General features: G+C 70.1%; 15 protein-coding genes. 11 read left to right on the plus strand and 4 right to left on the minus strand.

Translation table 11 applies throughout. From position 1 onward, the window contains the following. The 4 genes from ACWCO3_RS08625 to ACWCO3_RS08640 form a co-directional block, all read left to right on the plus strand. Positions 1-450 (plus strand): HNH endonuclease family protein (locus ACWCO3_RS08625; protein WP_450009202.1); only part of this gene is annotated, 450 nt, incomplete at its 5' end. A gap of 79 nt (positions 451-529) precedes the next feature. Next, complete coding sequence (locus ACWCO3_RS08630) at positions 530-1372, plus strand: helix-turn-helix domain-containing protein (protein WP_450009204.1); 843 nt, start codon at positions 530-532, stop codon at positions 1370-1372. Between the two features lie 109 nt (positions 1373-1481). Continuing rightward, complete coding sequence (locus ACWCO3_RS08635) at positions 1482-2447, plus strand: alpha/beta hydrolase (protein ID WP_450009205.1); 966 nt, start codon at positions 1482-1484, stop codon at positions 2445-2447. A gap of 5 nt (positions 2448-2452) precedes the next feature. Next, complete coding sequence (locus tag ACWCO3_RS08640; RefSeq protein ID WP_244311760.1) at positions 2453-2809, plus strand: DNA polymerase ligase N-terminal domain-containing protein; 357 nt, start codon at positions 2453-2455, stop codon at positions 2807-2809. Between the two features lie 32 nt (positions 2810-2841). Here the strand turns inward: ACWCO3_RS08640 and ACWCO3_RS08645 are convergent, their stop codons facing one another. After that, positions 2842-3561 (minus strand): VOC family protein, encoded by a 720-nt coding sequence (locus ACWCO3_RS08645; RefSeq protein WP_358165392.1) that lies wholly within the window; start codon positions 3559-3561, stop codon positions 2842-2844. Positions 3562-3639: 78 nt separating this feature from the next. Here ACWCO3_RS08645 and ACWCO3_RS08650 point away from each other — a divergent pair, with 78 nt between their 5' ends. Both ACWCO3_RS08650 and ACWCO3_RS08655 read left to right on the plus strand, forming a co-directional pair. Then, on the plus strand, positions 3640-4728 hold the full coding sequence (locus tag ACWCO3_RS08650; RefSeq protein ID WP_450009208.1) for an NAD-dependent epimerase/dehydratase family protein: 1089 nt from the start codon (positions 3640-3642) through the stop codon (positions 4726-4728). Positions 4729-4775: 47 nt separating this feature from the next. Continuing rightward, positions 4776-5414, plus strand: a complete 639-nt coding sequence (locus tag ACWCO3_RS08655; protein WP_208745046.1) for a TMEM175 family protein — start codon at positions 4776-4778, stop codon at positions 5412-5414. Positions 5415-5604: 190 nt separating this feature from the next. Here the strand turns inward: ACWCO3_RS08655 and ACWCO3_RS08660 are convergent, their stop codons facing one another. Next, positions 5605-7452, minus strand: a complete 1848-nt coding sequence (locus ACWCO3_RS08660; RefSeq protein ID WP_450009210.1) for an alpha/beta hydrolase-fold protein — start codon at positions 7450-7452, stop codon at positions 5605-5607. Positions 7453-7746: 294 nt separating this feature from the next. Between ACWCO3_RS08660 and ACWCO3_RS08665 the strand changes: the two genes are divergently transcribed. Both ACWCO3_RS08665 and ACWCO3_RS08670 read left to right on the plus strand, forming a co-directional pair. After that, positions 7747-9186, plus strand: coding sequence for an AMP-binding protein (locus ACWCO3_RS08665; protein WP_450009212.1), 1440 nt, complete (start codon positions 7747-7749; stop codon positions 9184-9186). Between the two features lie 256 nt (positions 9187-9442). Beyond that, positions 9443-12637, plus strand: coding sequence for an AfsR/SARP family transcriptional regulator (locus ACWCO3_RS08670; protein ID WP_450009214.1), 3195 nt, complete (start codon positions 9443-9445; stop codon positions 12635-12637). Positions 12638-12741: 104 nt separating this feature from the next. Here the strand turns inward: ACWCO3_RS08670 and ACWCO3_RS08675 are convergent, their stop codons facing one another. Further along, the gene (locus tag ACWCO3_RS08675) at positions 12742-12927 is read right to left on the minus strand and encodes a hypothetical protein (protein ID WP_145783154.1); all 186 of its coding nucleotides are present in this window, start codon (positions 12925-12927) and stop codon (positions 12742-12744) included. A gap of 273 nt (positions 12928-13200) precedes the next feature. Here ACWCO3_RS08675 and ACWCO3_RS08680 point away from each other — a divergent pair, with 273 nt between their 5' ends. Genes ACWCO3_RS08680 through ACWCO3_RS08690 form a run of 3 tightly spaced genes read left to right on the plus strand, consistent with a single transcriptional unit; the run spans position 13201 to position 18242 of the window. Continuing rightward, positions 13201-13539 carry a hydroxyisourate hydrolase gene (locus ACWCO3_RS08680; RefSeq protein ID WP_088990103.1) on the plus strand — a complete coding sequence of 113 codons (339 nt, stop codon included), beginning with the start codon at positions 13201-13203 and terminating at the stop codon, positions 13537-13539. Between the two features lie 58 nt (positions 13540-13597). Next, positions 13598-15421: a 2-isopropylmalate synthase gene (locus ACWCO3_RS08685; RefSeq protein ID WP_450009217.1), complete on the plus strand. Its 1824-nt coding sequence runs from the start codon at positions 13598-13600 to the stop codon at positions 15419-15421. 46 nt (positions 15422-15467) lie between these two features. Beyond that, complete coding sequence (locus ACWCO3_RS08690) at positions 15468-18242, plus strand: helix-turn-helix transcriptional regulator (protein WP_145783149.1); 2775 nt, start codon at positions 15468-15470, stop codon at positions 18240-18242. A gap of 88 nt (positions 18243-18330) precedes the next feature. On the opposite strand, the gene ACWCO3_RS08695 is transcribed toward ACWCO3_RS08690, so the two are convergent. Beyond that, on the minus strand, positions 18331-19188 hold the full coding sequence (locus ACWCO3_RS08695) for a metallophosphoesterase family protein (protein WP_358078123.1): 858 nt from the start codon (positions 19186-19188) through the stop codon (positions 18331-18333). Between the last annotated feature and the right edge of the window lie 117 nt (positions 19189-19305).

Genomic DNA, 19305 nt, shown 5'->3' on the forward strand with positions numbered 1-19305 from the left:
CACTGGATCACGGTCAGCGGTAGCTGCAACACCCGTGAGCAGGTCCTCAAGCGCGACGGCACCTCCGTCGTCGTGGACAGTTCCTGCGCGGCCACCTCCGGCCGCTGGTACAGCCCGTACGACGGCGCGACCTGGACGGCGGCCTCCGACGTCGACATCGACCACGTGGTGCCCCTGGCGGAGGCGTGGCGCTCCGGCGCGAACTCGTGGACGACCAGCCGCCGGCAGAGCTTCGCCAACGACCTGAGCCGGCCGCAGTTGATCGCGGTGACGGACAACGTCAACCAGTCCAAGGGCGACCAGGATCCCTCCACCTGGCAGCCGCCGCTGTCGTCGTACCGGTGCACCTACAGCAAGATGTGGATCACCGTTAAGTACACCTGGGGTCTGACGTTGCAGTCGTCGGAGAAGTCCGCCCTGCAGAACATGCTCAACACTTGTAGCTCCTGAACACGACCACGACCCGGCGGCGCGTCCTGGTGACGCGCCGCCGAGGCCGGGCTGTGCGCGATGCCCGTACGATCGTCACGTGCGTCCTGGTGGGCAGACTCGCGCCGGTGTGCCTCAGTGGGACATCGCCGTCCCGACCCGGCCGAGTCGGCTGGCGGGCACCACCATGGCGGGGTTCAGCGACCGGGCCAACAGTTTCGTCGACGTCGAGGTGATCCCTCACCCGGGTGTCACGATGGTCTTCGACCTCGGCGACCGGCCGCTGGTCATCGATGACGGCAACGGGCAGCAACGGCGGGGGCGTGTCGTCGCGGGGCTCGCCCCCAACCGTGTTCGCGGGCAGGGCCAGCCGGGCAGCTTCACGTGCCTTCAGGTGCGGATGTCGCCGGTGGTGGCGCATGCGGTGCTCGGCGCCGCGTCCGAGATGAGCGGGGCCGTGCTCGACCTCGATGATCTCTGGGGGAGCGACGCCCTGCGGACCCAGGAACGGCTGCGCGCCGCCACGTCGTGGGAGGACCGGTTCGCGGTCGCGGAGGCCGCGTTGGCGCGGCGTCACGACGCGGGACGCGCTGTCGATCCGGAAGTCGCCTTCTCGTGGGGACGGATGGTGGACAGCCGAGGGCAGCTGCGGATCGATCGGCTCGCCGCTGAGGTCGGATGGAGCCGCAAGCGGTTGTGGTCACGTTTCCGGTCGCAGATCGGCGTCACCCCCAAGCGGGCCGCGCAGCTCATCCGGTTCGACCACGCCGCCCATCTCCTCGCCGCCGGTCACACCCCCGCCGTGGTGGCGGCGGACAGCGGCTACGCAGACCAGTCCCACCTTCATCGGGACGTCACGACGTTCACCGGATCGACGCCCGCGAAGGTGGCCAGGGCGCCGTTCCTCGCCGTCGACGATGTCGCGTGGCCGGTCCGGCGCTGACGCACTCGCGGAGAGCCGGTGGCCGACGGGCCGGGAACATTCGTCCAAGCCACCCGTGGGCACCGACTGTGACAGTGAGCTTCCAGCGTCGTCACGCCCAGGAGGACTCATGAGAACCACGGCTCCGCTCGGCACCCGTCTCCTCAGGGACACGCAGGACTGGGAGGCCATGAGCGACGACCAGGTGATCCTGGCGCGGGACAAGGCCAACCGGGCGGCGACGTCCCGAGCCGCCTGGGTCGTCACCGGCCGGGTCGACAGTCGCGCCCAGGTCTCGGAGGAGACGATCGACCTTCCGGGTCGCCGTCTGGTGCTGCGCGTACACCGACCGAAGGCCGCAGGCCGGGAACTGCCACTGATCGTGTCCTTCCACGGTGGGGGGTTCATCGCGGGGACGGCGGCACAGAACGACTGGCTCAACAGCCACCTCGCGGCCCGATGCCCTGCCGTGGTGGTGTCGGTGGAATATCGCCTCGCCCCGGAGCACCCGCTGCCCCAGCCGATCGAGGACGGCTACGACACCCTCGTCCGGCTCGTCGAAGACTCCGCCGCCTGGGGCGTCGACCCGGGCGCTGTCGCGGTCATGGGGGAGAGCGCCGGCGGCACGATCGCCGCGCTCATCGCCCACCGCGCGGCGAAGGACGGTCCGCCGCTCGTCGCCCAGGTACTGAACTACCCCGTCACGGACTGGACCGAGACCATGACCGGGTACCCGTCGATCGACGAGAACGCCGACAATCCCACTCTGCCGCTGTCCCGGTTGCGCGCGGCCCGACGGTTGAGCGTCCCGTCCACCCTCGATTCGCGCGGTGTCTCACCCCTCATGGCCGACACCTTCGCGGGACTGCCGCCGGCACTCGTCGTCACGGCCGCGCTGGATCCCTTGGCCGACCACGGACGACATTACGTCGAGCGACTCCGCGAAGGCGGCACCGATGCTCGCCTGACCTGCCACGCGAGAGCCGTCCACACCTTCCTGAGCATCCCCGGCCTGGTGCCGGCCGCCCGGCCGGCGCGACGCGAAATCCTGACCTTCCTGAGACGCCACCTGCACGCGGCTCAGCGGCGAGAATAGAAAGAGTGGCCCCTGCCTTCGTGCTGCACCACCACCGCAAACCACGACCGCACTTCGACCTGCGGCTCGAGGAGCGCGGAGTGCTGCGCTCCTGGGCGGTTCCTCGGGGCCTGCCGGACAGCCCGGACGACAACCGGCTCGCGATCGCGGTGCCCGACCACGACCTCGATCACCTCACCTACGAGGACGCCGACAAGTCGATCGCCGACATCGGCACCTGGGAGGAGCACGACCGGACCGACCGCCGGATGCTGTTCACGTTGCACGGCCGCACCGGCCGACGGCGCTACGCGCTGATCCGTACCGGCGAGGGGTGGCTGCTTCACCTGACGAAGGAGCAGTCACCGGACGACCGCGGATAGCCGGCGCGGTTGCGGCTCGTGCGCCGTTCGGCTCAGCCCATCGCCGCCGCGAGGTCGGCGGCGGCCTCGAACGTCGACGCGGCCCGTTCGGTCTCGTCAGCGGTGAGCGCGACACGGTCGACGCGGGCCAGCATCTCCGCCGCCGTCTCCTGGTCGTGCAGCACCATCGCCAGTTCGGCACGGTAGACGAGCACCTGCACCTGCGCGACCGGGTCGTCGTCGGGTTGCGGGTGCGCCAGCGCGCTGTCGAGAATGCGGACGGCCTGGTGCGCGTCGCCCCGGGAGTCGCCCTGCACGACGGCGTTCGCCAGGGCCTTGGCGAGCCGCCCGGCCGGCAACGACTCCGGCGTGGGGGCCGTGGCGGGGCTCTGTACCACCCGGATCCAGTTGCCACCGGGGTCGATGACGCTGAACCCGCCCAGCCCGTCGGCATTCCGGCGCGCCCGGGGCCGCGTCATCCGCGGAACGCCGGCCACCAACACCTTGCCGTACGCGGTCCGCATGCCCGCGGCGAATGCCCGGTGTAGTTCCTCGATGTCCGAGGTGAGGACGAGACACGAGCCGTAGGACTGTTCGGGGTCGAACCCGGGCATCTCGAAGAAGTGCAGGTGCAGATCCTCGCGTCGCAACGCCACGTACGGGTTGGGCTTGCGCTGCTGGTGCGTGGAGTGGAATCCGAGTGCCGCGTAGAAGGTGGCGATGTCGTCGATGGACGCGCAGGGCAGCAGGGGAATGGTCACCTCGTTGGTCATGGCTCATTCCTAGGTGGCGCGGGACACCGCTCGCACATGGAAATAGCCGAACGTCGCCGCTTGCCGTCCGATCGGGCGATGTGGCAGGACGTCACCAGGGCATTGTCAGAGGCGCTCGGCCGGCACGAAGTGCCCTGCGTTCGAGGTCGTGGGCGCGCGTTCGTTGCCCCGATTTCCGGCGACTGCTTAGGTGGGGCCTATGCGGGTGGCGACGGCGTGAGGGTGATCGTTCTCGGGGGAACCTGGTTCGTCGGGCGGGCCATCGTCGCAGCGCTGCGGGCGGCTGGGCACACTCCGCTGGTGGTCCATCGAGGACGTGCCGAGCCAGCCGATCTCGCCGACGTGGAACATCTCCACGCGGAGCGGCAGTCCTGGCCGGCTCACCGGGACACTCTCGCCGCGTTCGAGCCGGGCGCGGCGATCGACGTGTCGGCGGAGAACGGGGCGGGCGCCCGAGCGGCACTGGACGCCCTGCCTTCGGGCATCCGGCTCATCGCCCTGTCCAGCGTCGACGTGTACCGAGCCTACGAAGGCATGTTGGCTCGCCGGCTGACCGACGCGGTCCCCCTGACCGAGGCATCCGCCCTGCGCACCGTGCGTCACGTGGAGGGGCCACACTGGGAAAACCTTGAGCTGGAGGAACGCTACCTGGCCGCCGGCGCAATGGTTCTTCGTCTCGGTGCTGTCTACGGCGAGCACGACTACCAACGCCGCTTCGAGCCGGTTCTGCGGCGCATCAGAGGTGGACGGACAGTCCTGCCCGTCGGCGCTGGTAACTTCCTGTTCAGCCGCGTCTATGTGGGAGACGTTGCACGAGCGGTGCTTGCAGCCGTCACGTTAGACCATCGACGCCACGGTTGCTTCAACATCGTCGAAACTCAGACTGCTCCCATGGGGCTGTTCTACGCACAGATCATCGCCGCAGCCGGGGCTGATCTCGAGCTCGTTCGCGTCAGCGACGAGGTATTGCCGGCCGACCTTCGCGCCAGCGCGGCCGTCGGCCAGCATCTCCTGGCCAGCGGGCAGAAGGCACGCGATGTGCTCGGATGGCGGGACTCCGATCCGCAGGAGGCCCTACGACGCTCTGTGCAATGGCATCGTGCGAATCCGCCGAAGGACTGGGATGCCGATTTCTCGGGTGACGACGTGGCGCTGCGGACGCTCTGATTGCGGTATGCGGCGGTGACGGGGCTTCGTCTCCGCATAATCAGCGTGTGGAGTCCGAAAATGACAATGGTCGGTTGGTGCGTCAGCCCGGCCGGCTGATTTCGTTCAGCGATGCGGTGTTCGCCATCGCCGTGACACTCCTGGTGTTGGAGATCCAACCTCCGCAGGATTTCGGGCATCTCCTCCGGGGTCTCGGCGCGTTATGGCCGTCCTACCTGGGATACGCGTTGAGCTTCCTGCTCGTCGGGCAGGTGTGGGTCAACCACCACGTCATGTTCGACCGTGTCCGGCACGTCGACCGGCAGGTCCTGTTCCTCAACACGTTGTTGTTGATGGTCATCGCCTTCCTGCCGTTCTCCACCTCGCTCCTCGCCGACGCCATTCGCGCGGAGTTGGGGCTGCGTACGGCGGTTGTCGTCTACGGTGCGACGCTGTGGACGGCGGCGGCCCTGTTCAACGTCATCTGGGCCCATCTTCGCCGGGCCAAACTGCTGGACCCCGACCTCGGACCCTTCGGCATTCGCGCCATCGGCCGACGATTCGCGCTCGCGTTGGTCTGGATCGGCTCCGGAATCCTCGTCGGCGCCTTCGTGCCAATAGCGGGCGTCGTCATCATCGCCGGCTTCCTGCCCGCCTACTACCTGCCCATCCGCGGCGAGTACGGCGAGGGAAGGGCGGCGCCCTAGCCCCTGGTGTGCCCTCACGCCCTCACGCCCACGCCGAAGATCCGAGCAACTTCCGGGACATTGCTGCTTCAGACGTGCGGGAGACACCAACAACCCTGATGTTGCGACGGTCTGGGTGCGCATGGACTGGCCCGGGATCGGCTCGGTGTGGGCCGACGACGGGAGGTCGCCGGCCCACCGGGCCGACTGGCTATCGGACCCGAACGTGCTGAGGGCCTGCCGTCGCGGGAGCGTAGGTCGGGTCACCGGAGTAGCTGACGACGACCGGGTGCACCCCCGCCGACAGCCCCGCGGTCGACAGCGTGACGACGGCCTCGCCTCCCGACAGCGCAACGGTCCGCGTGGTGCCGCCGACGGTGACGGCGACCTCGCCGGTCACCTTCGGTGCCTTGCCGTGCGGCGAGCGGGCTCGCACGTCGACGTTCACCGTGACCGTCCCACCACGCACGACCGAGGCGGGCGTCGCCTTCGCGCGTACCGTCGCTCCGGCCGCGCCCGGTGGCGTCAGGGTGACCTGGGCGGTGGCCCTCCTGGTCGGGTCGACCACCGACGTTGCCACGACGGTGAGCGACGGCGCGGTCTCGGCAGCGGCCACCGAGAGCAGGCCGTCAGCGGAGATGGTCGTGCCCGCCGAGGTCGCACCCTCGACCGACCACGTCACCGCCGGACTCACACCCTCGTTCGTCGTCACCCGGGCGTTGAACTGCCTGGTCCAGTTCCAGCCCTGCGTCAGGCGGGCCGTCCCCGGCGTCACCGAAACGGTGTCGACCCCGGACCACAGGTGGTCCCTCGCGAAGATGGTGAAGAGTTGACCCGCCGTCATGCCGTCGTGCGCGCCGGGGACCTGCGTCGTCGCGGCGGCGTACCCCCGGGCCCGGAAGTTGTCAGCGATGGCGTTCTGGGCGTTGAGGTTGCCCTCGAAGACCCCGTTGCCGAGGAACACGGAGAGTGGTTCGTCCCCGACCGCGGCCGCGATGTTGTCGTAGTCCTGCGCGGTGAGGGACGGATTGCCGGAGAAGTGTCCGTAGAACCCGAACGTGGTCGGGTAGTTCCTGATGACGACCCCGCCGGTCATCCCGCCGTAGGAGAACCCGGCGTAGGCGCGCCCCGTACGCTCGGTCGAGACGTTGTAGTTCTCCTCGATGAGGGGAAGGATCGTCTGGACCAGGTTGTTGGCGGCGTTCGTCTGGTTGTAGGAGGCGAAGCCGAGGCTGGTGCCGGTGAAGTGGTTCCCCATGGTGACGACCACCGTCGGCTCGATCTCGCCCTTGGCCGTCATGTTGTCCAGGATGTTCGGGACGTTCGCCGGGACCATGAAGTCGGTCTCGTCACCGAAGATGCCGTGGGCGAGATACGCGACCTTGTACGGCTCGGGCCGGTTGGCGTCGTAGTTGGCGGGCAGGTAGACGCCGAGGTGGTGGCCGCCGTCGCCGAGGATCGTGGTGTACGGGACGTACTGGACGGTGCCGCGCCGCGAGCGGTCCTTGATCGGCAGCTCGTACTCGGCACGTTCCCTCAGCACCGGGTCGTTCTGCTTCTTGTCGTACGGCACGTACACGGCATCGAGGACGTCGTTGTTCCTGACCCGGAACGAGGATTCGCCGGGCGGCCGAGGATTCGTCGAGGCCGGATCCCAGATGCGCTTGTTGACCCAACCCTGGGTCGGGTCCCAGACCCTATACCAGTAACTGAGACCTCCCGCGTGCAGCGGGACGGAGACCGACCAGTTTCCCTTCGCGTCCCTGGTCATGTCCCGGAGGAACTCGGTGCCTCCGGCGTGGTAACGCCCCGGCTGCCAGGCTTCCGGCTGGTACCGGGTGGTGCCCGTGCCGACGTCCAGCAGGGTCAGGTCCCCGGCCAGGCGGACCTGGGTGGCGGAGGGATTGTGGTAGACGAACCGGACGGTGTACCCGGTCGGTGAATGACGGTCCTTCTTGACGGTCGCGCCCTCCACTGTCGTGGGCCTGCCCGCGGCGGAGGCTGGTGTGGGTGCGATGGCGCCCGCACCGAGTGACACGAACGCGAGCAACGAGATCACACGCCTGAGCCGGCGTCTTCCGATCGCTCTCCTCATCCGACAGTGCTCCTCTGTCTCATGACGCTTCGCCTGATGGGGACGGGTGCAGGCGAAGCGACCGGTGGGTGGCGGCGTCCTCGACCGTGGGCACGATCGATGGACTCGGCGAACAGCTAAATCGAATTAGCATCGGGAAGTCTCGCTGGATGGTCCATCGGGTGTCAAGGGGTTCGAGGTCGTTAGGGGTGGGCCGGCGGAGGGCTGGTCCGTAGATTGAGCTGCGGTTGCGTCCGTGCGGCCGCGAGGGGGCTGGCCATGCTGTTGCCGTCGTTGTCCGGAGATGGGCCCGACCGTGCGGACGCCGTGAGCGTCGATGGCCACGTCATCTCCCGGGAAGCATTGCGGGCCAGCGCGGGCGCGGTGGCCGCCGACATCGCCGGGGCCGCGACGGTGGCGGTGCTCGCCAGCCCGGGTGTGCCGACCGTGGCCGCGATCGTCGGTGGTCTGCTGTCCGGGGTGGCGGTGGTTCCGGTGCCGCCGGACACCGGCGCGGCCGAGCTGGCCCATGTGCTCACCGACTCCGGGGCCGAGCTGCTGCTGGCCGGTGAGCCGGAGGCACCGGTGCTGGTGGACTGTCCGATCCCGGTGCTGCCTGTCGACGTCGCCCGACGCGGTGACCTGTCGGGCGTCGACCCCGACCCGTCCACGACCGGGTTGATCCTCTACACCAGCGGCACCACCGGCCCACCGAAGGGCGTGTTGCTGAGTCATGCCGCGATCCGGGCCGGCATCGACGCTGTCGCGCATGCCTGGGACTGGACCGACGAGGACGTCCTCGTGCAGGGGTTGCCGCTCTATCACGTACACGGCCTGATCCTGGGTCTGTTGGGGCCGCTGCGGGTCGGCTCGCCGCTGGTGCACACCCGGCGGCCGACGCCGGGCCGGTACGCCGCCGCGCGAGGTTCGATGTACTTCGGGGTTCCCACGGTGTGGGGCCGGGTCTGCGCCGAGCCGGCCGCCGCCCGCGCGTTGTCCGCGGCCCGGCTGCTGGTCTCCGGCAGCGCGCCGCTACCCGCACCGGTCTTCGCCGAGCTGGAGGCGCTGACCGGGCACCGGCCCGTCGAGCGGTACGGGATGACCGAAACGCTGATAACGCTCAGTACGCGGGCTGACGGCCCCCGACGGGTCGGTTCGGTCGGCCGTCCGGTACGCGGAGTGCAGGCACGGCTCGTGGACGACACGGGTGCGCCGGTGCCGGCCGACGGGCGGACCTTCGGTGCGTTGCAGATCCGTGGCGCGACGCTGTTCGACGGCTATCTGCACCTGCCCGAGAAGACCGCCGAGACGTTCACCGCCGACGGCTGGTTCCGCACGGGTGACGTGGCGACTGTCGACGAGGCGGGGGACTTCCGCATCGTCGGGCGGGCCAGTGCCGACATCATCAAGAGCGGCGGGTACCGGATCGGCGCCGGTGAGATCGAGGACTGCCTCCTCACCCACCCGCAGGTGCGCGAGGTGGCGGTGGTCGGTGCCCCGCACGCCGACCTGGGCCAGGAGGTGGTCGCGTTCATCGTCGGCGAGGAGTCGCTGGCCGCCCGGTCATTGGTGACCTATGTGGAAAAACGGTTGTCCCGGCACAAGCGGCCTCGCCACGTGCACGTGGTGGAATCATTGCCGCGCAATGCCCTGGGCAAGGTGCAGAAGGCAACATTACTGTCGCTGTTGGAATCCGGAACCTTGCCGGGCAGTGTCTGACGTATGTCATTCCGGTGACCGCCTAGCCGAAAGGTGGAGTTTTGGCTGGGACCTTCGGGCATCTAAGTGCCTCTCGTGTTTTCGACCCGTGGTGACTGCTCGTAGTCTCTAGTCGAACACGGGGGGTGAGTCGTGCATCTAGATGTCTCTATCTCCGGGCCGATCAGGCCACGGTCGAGAAGCTCGATCGGTAGCCGACCGGGGGGCCGGCACCGATCGACGACGGCAATGTCGCATCACCGCTGGGGAGGTGCGCGTGGAGGTACGGGTTCTGGGGCCGCTTGAGGTTCTGGTCGACGGCAGACGGCTGGACCTGGGTGGGCACCGCCAACAGATCGTGTTCGCCAGCCTCGCACTGGAGGCCAACCGGGTCGTCCCGGTGGGGCGCCTGATGGAGGCCATCTACGGCGACGACCTGCCCAGCACCTCTCGCGCCCAGGTGCAGATCTGCGTCTCGGCGCTCCGACGGCTGTTCAACACCCACGACTACCCGGACACCATCGTCACCCGCTCCCAGGGCTATCTGCTCCGGGTCACGGACGGTGCTCTGGACCTCGACCGGTTCGTCGGTTTCGTCGAGAGCGGCCGGCGGGCCCGTTCCGCGCAGAACGCCGACGAGGCGGTTCGACACATTCGCGCCGCCCTCGCCCTCTGGCGTGGCCGCGCTCTCTACGGGCTGGAGAGTCGGCTGGTCCAGTCGGCGGGCAACCGCCTCGACGAGCGGCGGATCAACCTCCACGAGGACTGCGTCGAACTCGAACTGGAACTCGGCCGGCACCGCGATCTCATCCCGGAACTCGCCGACCTGGTCGAACAGCATCCACTGCGGGAACGGCTCCGCGGGCAGCTGATGCTCGCCCTATACCGGTCCGGCCGCCAGGCCGAGGCTCTCGACGTCTACCGGCAGGCCCGCCGCACGATGATCGACGAGCTGGGTCTCGAACCGAACCAGTGGCTCCAACAGCTGGAACACGCGATCCTCACCTCGGACGAGGAACTCGCCGCACCGGTGTCACCCGCGCCGGCCCCGCCAGCGCCGACCGCCCCCGCGCCGCTGCCGCCGGTCCCACCGGCGCTCGTCGTCGCGCCGGTGGACGACCTCCCCCTCGGCGCGATCAGCCCGCCGGTGATCGTCGCTCCCACCGAACCAGTCATCCCGGTCACCGTGCCGTGCCTGCTCCCCACTGACATCGCCGACTTCACCGGCCGGTCCAAGCAGATCGACGTCATCGAGCAGCAACTGTTGATGGCGGCCGAGAGCCCCACGCAGTTCGCGGTGCCGATCGTGGTGGCCGCCGGCAAACCCGGCATCGGCAAGACCACCCTCGCCGTGCACGTGTCGCACCGCGCGGCGACCCGGTACCCGGACGGGCAGCTCTTCGCGGACATGCACGGCCGCAGCCCGCAGCGGGTCGGCCCGATGCAGGTGCTGGAACGCTTCCTGCGGACCCTCGGCGTCCCCGGCACCGCGATGCCCGAGGTGCTGGAGGAACGCGCCGAGCTCTACCGGGACCTGCTCTCCGACCGCCGGATGCTCATCGTGCTGGACAACGTGGCCGGTGAGAGCCAGGTGCTGCCCCTGCTGCCCGGCACCCCCCACTCGGCCGTCCTGGTCACCAGCCGCAGTCGGCTGGCCGGCCTGCCCGGCGCGATCCACCTCGACGTCGACGTCTTCGACGAGGAACATTCGCTCGAACTGCTGGCGCACGTCGCCGGACGGGAACGGATCGAGCAGGAGCCCGAAGCGGCCGCCCAGCTCGCCTTTCTGTGCGGGAACCTGCCCCTGGCCCTGCGGATCGCCGGCGCACGGCTCTCCGTACGGCAGCACTGGACCGTCGAGCATCTCGTCGAGCGGCTCGACAACGAGGCGCGGCGCCTGGACGAGCTGAAGCACAGCGGGATGGGCATCAGGGCGAGCATCTCGCTCACCTACGACAGCCTCACCGAGGAGGCCCGCCGGCTCTTCCGTCGGCTCGCCGTCCTCGACGTGCCGTCGTTCTCCGGCTGGGTCAGCGCCGCACTGCTCGACGAGCCGGTGATGCAGGCCCAGGACCTGCTGGACGACCTCGCCGAGGCGCAACTCGTGGAGAGCACGAGCATGGGTCCGGGGCAGGTCCCGCAGTACCGGTTCCACGACCTGATCCGGGTCTTCGCCCGGGAACGCCTCGCCGCCGAGGAGAGCGTCGCCGACCGCAACGCCGCGCTGTGCCGGGTGCTCGGTGCACTGCTGTTCCTCGCCGAGGCCGCCCACTGTGGTCTGCACGGGGGGCCCTACTTCATCCTCAGCAGCGACGCCCCCCGCTGGCCGTTGCCGCAACGACTGACCGAGCAGCTGGTCGCCCGTCCGCTGAGCTGGTTCGAACGGGAGCGGCACTCGCTCGTCGCCGGCGTCCGCCAGGCCGCGCAGGCCGGGTTCACCGACCTGTGCTGGACACTCGCCCACATCGCGGTGACCCTCTTCGAGCCACGCATCTACCTCAACGACTGGCGGGAGACCCACCGCATCGCGCTCGCGGCCAGCAAGACGGCGGGTGACAGGCGGGGGCAGGCGGCCATGCTCTACTCCAACGGCTCGCTGTTCCTCGCCGAGCAGAGGTTCGACGAGGCGCGCCGCGACCTGGAAGCGGCCGGGGTCATCTTCCAGGACCTCGACGACGAGCAGGGGCTGGCGCTGGTCACCCGGCAGATCGCGTTCGCCGACCGGATCCGAGGGGACCTGCCGGCCGCCGCCACCCGCTACGAGCACGCGTTGAACAGCTTCCGTCGCAGCGGCGACCTGGGCGCCGCGGCCTACGTCCTGCACAGTCTGGCGCAGGTGCACATGGAGAGCGGACATCCGCAGGACGCGTTGGCCATCCTGCCCGAGGCGCTGGTGATGAGCCGCAGCGCCCGCAGTCGCCGGGTGGAGGCGCAGGTGCTGCACCGCATGGGCGACACCTACCTGAACACCGGGGACCCGCTCGCGGCGGCCAGCGCCTTCGCCGAGGCGTTGGCGGTGGTGCAGGACATCGGCGACCCGGTCGGTGAGGCGTACGCGCTGCACGGGTTGGGCGTGGCGCACATGACCGCCGGTGATCTGACCGCCGCCGAGACAGCGTTGCAGAGCGCCCTGGGCCTGGCGAGCACGGCTGGGGAACGACTCATCGAGGCGCGGGTGTCGCTGGCGCTGGGCGAACTCGCCCTCGAACGCGGCAGTGCGACGCAGGCGGTGGTGCACCTGCACCGGGCACTGGGACTGTTCCGGGGCATCCGCGCGCCGAAGTTCGAGCAGCGGGTGCTGACCAAGCTGACGGAGGCGTACGTGGCGGCCGGGGGCCGGGAACATCCGGCGACTGTGGCGGCCGAACCGTTGCGTGACAACGTGGTTCCGCTGGTGCGTCAACCTCGGCAGCAACGGCCGGATCGCACGGGCAGCGGTTCCTCTGTGGTGCAGGGCATTCGTCAGGGCTGAAACTCGGGGTGCGGCCGGCCGGCTCGTCAGCCGTACCGGGCTCCCGGGACGTGTGCCCGGTGGCCGTTGATCAGATGGCCCGCCGGAGACCCACGTGGTGCCCGTCAGCCCCAGGGCTGGCTGGGGGAGGCGGTCGTGCTCGGGGTCGGGGTGGCCGCCGGCGCCGGGGTGCTACCGCTGGCGTCCTCGGCGTGTGCGGCGGTCGCTCCGAACAACCCGATGGTGACGGCGGCGGCGGCGAGGGCGATGGCGATGCGGGCCTTGACGGTGAGCGAGACGTTGGTGCGCATGGCGATGTTCCTCCAGGTGAGGGGGGATTTCGTTCCGCCGTGTTCGGCGATGTCATAAACGTAGGAACGAGCCCCATCCCCCTGTTATCTGTTCGCCTGCCACCCCCTATCACCGCTATCGGATAGCGACCGATAGCCGGCGATAGAACGGCGAAGGCCATCCGATAGCCAACCGGCGCAGTCTTCTGCCCTAGGCCGGGGAATCCGGCAACCAACCGTCGCCGGCTCGCACCGCGGGTCACCGCGACGGGACCGACTGGCAGGTGACAACACATGAGTGTTTCGGCGCAAGCTTTGGACGGTGTGTTCGGCCGCCCCGCGGCGGGCATCCGGGCGCGATTGGAACGCGCTGACGACGGCGGCTGGAAGCCGGTCGCCGATGCGGAGTCCGACCCCGACGGCCACATCGACGACTGGGCGGCAGAGCTCCTGGAGAGGGGCCCCTACCGGATCGTCTTCGACAGCGACCACTACTTCTCCGGCCTCGGCGTCAGCGCCGCGTACCCGGAGATCGCTGTCACCTTCCGGGTCCAGGACGAGTCCGACACCTGTCAGGTCCAGGTGCTCCTCACTCCCTACTCGTACTCGATGTACTTCGGCACCCGCGGATGAGTCAGGTGGCGGCCGGGCCACGCGTGCCGGCTCCGTACAGCGAGGAAAGGAATCCATCGTGAACCCGAGTCGACGTTCCGCCGGCCGCTACCTGCCCTCCGCTCCGGTGAGCCTGCCGGACCGGAGGTGGCCGAGCCGTACGGTCACCACCGCGCCCCGGTGGCTCTCGACCGACCTGCGCGACGGCAACCAGTCGTTGGCGAACCCGATGAGCCCGGCCAGGAAACTGGCCATGTTCCGGTTGCTCGTGGAGATGGGCTACCAGGAGATCGAGGTCGGTTTCCCGGTCGCGAGCCAGGACGACCACGACTTCGTCCGGCTGTTGATCGAGGACGACCTGATCCCGGACGACGTCTGCATCACGGTGCTGACCCAGGCTCGCGACGAGCTGATCCGGCGCACAGTGGAGAGCCTGGCCGGCGCGCCGAGGGCACGCATCCACATCTACAACGCGACCTCACCGCTGTTCCGCCGGGTCGTCTTCGGCATGACGCGCGCCGAGTGCCTGGACCTCGCGGTCCAGGGGACACGCCTGATGATGAAGTACGCGGACCGCACCCTGGCCGGCACCGACCTGCGCTACCAGTACTCGCCCGAGCTGTTCAACGACACCGAGCTGGAGTTCTCCCTCGAGGTCTGCGAAGCGGTCATGGACGTGTGGCAGCCGGAGACGGACCGGCCGATCATCCTGAACTTCCCGACCACCGTCGAGCGGACCATGCCGAACGTGTTCGCCGACCAAATCGAGTGGCTGGACCGCAACCTGTCCCGCCGCGAGCACGTGTGCCTCTCGGTGCACCCGCACAACGACCGTGGCACCGGTGTCGCCTCCGCGGAGCTGGCGACCCTCGCCGGCGCACAGCGGATCGAAGGCTGCCTGTTCGGCAACGGCGAACGGGCCGGCAACGTCTGCCTGGTCACGCTCGGGCTGAACCTCTACACCCAGGGCATCGACCCAGGTGTCGACTTCTCCGACATCAACCGGATCCGGCGGACTGTCGAGTACTGCAACGAGCTGCCGGTGCACCCGCGCCACCCGTACGGCGGCGACCTGGCCTACACCGCGTTCTCCGGCTCGCACCAGGACGCCATCAAGAAGGGTTTCGACGAGCGTGCCCGGGCCGCGATGGCGATCGGCGCGTCCGTCGACGACCTGCCCTGGGAGGTGCCGTACCTGCCGCTCGACCCGGAGGACGTCGGGCGCACCTACGAGACCGTGGTCCGGATCAACAGCCAGTCCGGTAAGGGCGGCGTCGCGTACGTGCTGGCCAGCCGGCACGGCATGCTCCTGCCGCGCGACCTGCAACTGGAGTTCGCCGCCGTGGTGCAGGCGCAGGCCGACGCAGCCGGGGCGGAGATTTCACCGGCACGCATCGGGGAACTGTTCCTCCAGGAGTACGTCGTGCAGCGCCCCCTGTCGGTGCCGCTGCGCTTCCGCGACATGGTCGCCACCGAACTGCACGTCGGGGGCGGCGGCTTCACCATCGGCGCGGCCCGGGCCGACGCCGTCGAGCAGATCCGCGCCACGATGCTGTCCTGGGGAATCGACGTACGCGCCGTGCACCGCACCGGGGTCGGCGCGGTCAGCGAGCGCGACGACGTGGTCGTGTACGCCGAGTGTCGACTCGGCACCCGTACCGTCTGGGGCGTCGGCATCGACGCGGAGCCGGACACCGCTGCCTTCGCCGCCGTCCGCGCGGCGCTCAGCCGCGCGTTGCGCTCCGGCAACGCCCTGGAGACCGTCGGGGACCTCGACGCCCCCGTGATGCACCCCGCGCCACCCCGGCTGCGCCCGGTCCTGGCCGGCGCCGTCGGCCTCGACCTGGCCGGCGCCGTCGGCCTCGACCTGGCTGGCACCGTCGGCCTCGACCGGGCCGGCTGAACACCATTCGAGGCCGTTCACCAATCCAGACCTGGGGGAAATCCACATGGGACTCGTTGAGAGAGACAAGGCGGTGACAGGCCTCGAGGGCCTGCTCACCGAGGCGGTCGCGGGCCGTGGCCGGGTGGCGATGATCACCGGTACCGTCGGCACCGGCAAGAGCGAACTTCTGCACACCCTGGCCGACCGGGCGGTCGACTTCGGTGCCCTGGCGGTCACCGCGAGCGGTGCCCACGCCGAGCGCACCCTGCCCCTGGCGCTGCTCAGCCAGCTCTTTCACGACGCGCCCCTGCAGGACCGCGAGCGTGAGCGGGCGATGAGCCTGCTGCACGAGGGCACCGTCGCGGCCCTGGCCGCCGACAACCGGGACGACAACGAGCACATCGACGTGCAGATCGTGCACGGGCTCTGCACCATCCTGCTGGAACTGGCCGAACGCTATCCACTGGCGTTGCTCGTCGACGACGTGCACCACGCCGACCGCGCCTCGGTGGTCTGCCTGGCGTACCTGGCCCGGCGCGCCCGGTTCGCGCCGGTCCTGGTCGCCTTCACCCAGACCGAGTTCGGGCGGAGCTCCGACCCGTCCTGGCAGGCGGAGCTGCTGCGCCCGGGGCACGGAAGCCGGATCAAGCTGGCACCGCTCACCGGCCTCGGCGTGCAGCAGTTCGCCGCCGAGACGGTCGGCGCGGAGGTCGCCGAACGGCTGGCCGGCCAGTGGTACCAGCTCACCGGCGGCAACCCTCTCCTGGTCGCCGGCCTGCTGGAGGACTACCAGGCTGCCACCGAGGAGACCGGCGCCGAGCCGGACGAGGTGGTGGTGGGGGAGCGGTACGCCCAGGCCGTCGTGTCCTGCCTGCGCCGTGGTGAACCGCAGATGCTGGAGGTCGCCCGCGGAGTGGCGGTGCTCGCCGACACCGAGGCGCTCGACCGGCTCCTGCGTACCGACGCCGGCGTGGTCGCGCAGGCCATGCGGGCGCTGACCACGGCCGGCATCTTCACCCTCGGTGGGTTCCGGCACCCGGTGGCCGCAACCGCCGTGCTCGCCGGTTTCGACCAGGACGAGCGGGCGGAGCTGCACCGGCGCGCGGCGGTGCTCGCCTACGACGGCGGCGCGTCGGCACGGGTGGTGGCCGAGCACCTGCTGGGCGCCAAGGAGGCCAGCGAGGCGTGGGGGGTGGCGGCGCTGGAGGACGCCGCCCGGCAGGCCCTGCGTGAGGGCCAGGTGGAGTCGGCCGTCAGCTACCTCAAGCTGGCCTGGCGGGCCTGCACCGACGAACGGCAAAAAATCAAGATCATGACCACTCTGGTACGCGCCGAGTGGCGGGTCAACCCCAGTACCTCCAGCAGCTACCTGCCCGAACTCGCCGGCGCACTGGACAAGGGCTTCCTGCAGGGCAGCGACGCGGTGATCCTGGCCAAGGCGCTGCTGTGGCACGGGCAGCTCGCCGAGGCGGAGGTGATCCTGGAGCACCTCGCCGCCACCGGAGTGGACCTCGACCCGGCCGCCGCCGGCGAACTGGCCATGACCCGGCCCTGGCTGCGCTGCTCGTTCACGCCGCTGGCCCAGCACTTCCGGCCGGCGCCGGTGACCGTCACCACGGTCTCGGCGAGCCGTCGCCTGGAGGCGGCCAACGCGCTGTCCACTGTGCTCAGCGCCACCCCGTCCGAGAACGTGGCAGTCGTCGTCGAACGCATCCTGCGCAGCTCCCGCCTCGACGAGATGAGCCTGGACACTGTGGAGAGCGCCCTGCTCACCCTCACCTACGGAGGGCACGCCGAACAGGCGGCGCCCTGGTGCGACCTGTTCATCGAGGAGGCGCACACCCGGCGCGCCCCCAGCCGACAGGCCCGCCTCGCCGCGATCCGGGCCGAGGTCGCGCTCCGCCTCGGTGACCTGCCCGGCGCGGCCCGGCACGCCCGCCTGGCCTTGGAGATCATGCCGCCGAGCAGCTGGGGTGTGGGCGTCGGCGTGCCGCTGGCCAGCCTCGTCACGGCCTGCACCGCGATGGGTCGCTTCGACGAGGTGTCCGAGTGGCTGGACCAGCCGGTTCCGGAGACCATGTTCCAGACCCGGTACGGGCTGCACTACCTGCACGCCCGTGGTCGCTACAGCATGGCGACCGGCCACCTGCCGCTCGCGCTCCGGGACTTCCAGAAGTGCGGCGAGCTGATGACCACCTGGGAGCTGGACGCGCCGGGCCTGGTCGCCTGGCGCACCGACGCCGCCGAGACCCTGCTGCGGATGGGACGCCCCGACCAGGCCCGCCGACTCATCGAGGACCAGTTGGGGCGGTGCGGCAAGGACATGCCGCGTGTCCACGGCTCCGCGCTGCGCCTGCTCGCCGCGACCAGCCAGCTGCGGCACCGGCCGATGCTGCTGCGGCAGGCGGCCGACCTGTTGCAGTCCGGCGCCGACCGGTACGAGCACTCCCGGGTGCTCGTCGACCTGACCGAGGCGTACCACGCGCTCGGTGAGTCGCGGCGGGCGGGAATGATCGGCCGGCGGGCGCGGGCACTGGCGGAGGAGTGCGACGCGCAGCCTCTGCTCCGCCGGCTCTCGCGGGACATCGGCTGGGACGACAAGGAGACCGCCGCGGCGCAGCCCAGCGTCACCGGCAGTGCCGCGATGCTCAGCGACGCCGAACGCCGGGTGGCCGCCCTGGCCGCGATCGGCTACACCAACCGGGAGATCTCCGACAAGCTCTACATCACCGTGAGCACCGTGGAGCAGCACCTGACACGCATCTACCGCAAGCTCGGCGTGGTGGGGCGTACCGACCTGCCGGCGCACCTCGAACTCGACCTGTCCGCGACCGTCTGACCCCACACACCAGGGCCCCGCAGCGCGTCACCGCGCGTGCGGGGCCCCGGTGTGTGTGCTGTGCGGGAGTGATCGTCGCGCCGCGAGGTCAGGACGGATCGGGTGCGGGAAGGATGACCCGGAGTGGGTCACCGTGCCGGCCGTACAGGTCCTGTTCGCGGGGGTAGCCGAGGGAGACCTCCTCGAAACGGACGCCGTCCTCCACTGTCGTCCGCGGGATGTGCAGATGGCCGTAGACCACCACTGCCGCCCGGTGGTCCAGGTGCCACGTCGCCGTGCCGGTGGTGCCGCACCACTGGGCGAACTGCGGGTAGCGCAGCACCCACGTCGGCTCCCGGGTCAGCGGGAAGTGGTTGACCAGCACCGTCGGCAGCGCCGGGTCGCACTGGGCGAGACGCCGCTCGGTCTCCCGCAGCCGGGACCGGCACCAGTCGTCCGCTCCCGGGTAGGGGTCCGTGTGCAGCAGGAACTCGTCGGTGCAGACGATCCCGGCCGACTCGGCCCAGTGCCGCGCCTGCTCCTTGGTGGTCCCCGGCGGACGGAACGTGTAGTCGTAGAGCACGAACAGCGGCACCACGACCACCGGGCCGCCGGCGCCACGCCACACCGGGAAGTCGTCCTCGGGCGTGACGACGCCCAGATCACGGCACATCCGTACGAGGTCGCGGTAGCGCTGCTCGCCGCGAAGCTGCACCGGGTCGTCGGCGGGCGTCCACAGCTCGTGGTTGCCCGGCACCCAGACCACCTTCGCGAAGCGCCCGGCGAGCAGTGTCAACGCCCACTCGACGTCGGCCATCTTCTCGCCGACGTCGCCGGCGACGATCAGCCAGTCGTCGGTGTGGCCGGGGCGCAGCCCGAGCACTGTCTCCCGGTTGCGGGCATAGCCGACGTGCAGATCACTGATCGCCAACAACCTGCCGTGCGGAACCGTACCGGGAGCACTCACAACGCCGATCGTAGGCGCGCACCGGCACCGGCCGGAACGCTCGCGGACCGGTTCTCGGGCACTCTGAGCTGGGCTACGGGCGCTAGGGGGCCCGCTAAGGGTTGTCCGCGCACAGGC

It is taken from the genome of Micromonospora sp. NPDC002411 (assembly GCF_053592955.1).

Excerpts from the sequence above, each read along its gene's own strand:
- ACWCO3_RS08635 (WP_450009205.1), top strand. The coding sequence starts at position 1,482 with ATGAGAACCACGGCTCCGCTCGGCACCCGTCTCCTCAGGGACACGCAG.
- ACWCO3_RS08645 (WP_358165392.1), bottom strand. The coding sequence starts at position 3,561 with ATGACCAACGAGGTGACCATTCCCCTGCTGCCCTGCGCGTCCATCGAC.
- ACWCO3_RS08650 (WP_450009208.1), top strand. The coding sequence starts at position 3,640 with ATGTGGCAGGACGTCACCAGGGCATTGTCAGAGGCGCTCGGCCGGCAC.
- ACWCO3_RS08665 (WP_450009212.1), top strand. The coding sequence starts at position 7,747 with ATGCTGTTGCCGTCGTTGTCCGGAGATGGGCCCGACCGTGCGGACGCC.
- ACWCO3_RS08675 (WP_145783154.1), bottom strand. The coding sequence starts at position 12,927 with ATGCGCACCAACGTCTCGCTCACCGTCAAGGCCCGCATCGCCATCGCC.
- ACWCO3_RS08680 (WP_088990103.1), top strand. The coding sequence starts at position 13,201 with ATGAGTGTTTCGGCGCAAGCTTTGGACGGTGTGTTCGGCCGCCCCGCG.
- ACWCO3_RS08690 (WP_145783149.1), top strand. The coding sequence starts at position 15,468 with ATGGGACTCGTTGAGAGAGACAAGGCGGTGACAGGCCTCGAGGGCCTG.